This is a genomic window from Magnetococcales bacterium, assembly GCA_015228935.1.
GTDB lineage: Bacteria > Pseudomonadota > Magnetococcia > Magnetococcales > DC0425bin3 > HA3dbin3.
Genome location: JADGCO010000193.1, coordinates 1,632 through 2,284, shown reverse-complemented (window position 1 = coordinate 2,284; position 653 = coordinate 1,632). Strand labels below are relative to the sequence as shown.

At 62.2% G+C, this 653-nt stretch carries 1 protein-coding gene; it reads left to right on the top strand.

What is annotated here, in order from left to right; all coding sequences use genetic code 11:
* A partial coding sequence (locus tag HQL65_20585; GenBank protein ID MBF0138631.1) for a hypothetical protein occupies positions 1-653 on the top strand: 653 nt, incomplete at both ends.

The following is a 653-nucleotide window of genomic DNA, read 5'->3' as shown; positions in this document are numbered from 1 at the left end:
GGGAACTGGCTGGCGAGGAGCCGTTGGAGTTGAAGGAGGGGGAACTGGCTGGTGAGGAGCCGTTGGAGCTGGAGGAGGGCGACCTGGGTGGTGAAGAGTCCCTGGAATTGAAGGAAGGGGAACCGGCTGGCGAGGAGCCGTTGGAGTTGAAGGAAGGGGAACCGGCTGGCGGGGAGCCTTTGGAGCTGGAGGAGGGCGACCTGGGTGGTGAAGAGTCCCTGGAATTGAAGGAAGGGGAACCGGCTGGCGAGGAGCCGTTGGAGTTGAAGGAGGGCGACTTGGCTGGTGAAGAGCCTCTGGCCGGGGAAGCATTGCCTGAGGATGGTGGTCCGGAGGAGGAAAAAGCCCTGGATGCGGGCGAGGCTGGAGGAGCGCCTCCCTTGCCGGTCGAAGGTGTCGATGACGAGGAACCCCTGGAATTGTCACCTGATACATTGGTGCAGGAAACTCCGTTGGTGCCGGTTGCGACCGGAGAAGGGGAATCTGCGGAGGATCAGGCATTGGCCGGTGTGGAAAAAGCCGGGGATGAACCGGAGGTATCTCAATTTGTATCTGAGCCCGTGTCTGAGCCTGAACCTGAGGAGCTGCCCGGGGGTGTGTCTGAGCCTGAACCTGAGGAGCTGCCCGGGGGTGTGTCTGAGCCTGAACCTGAG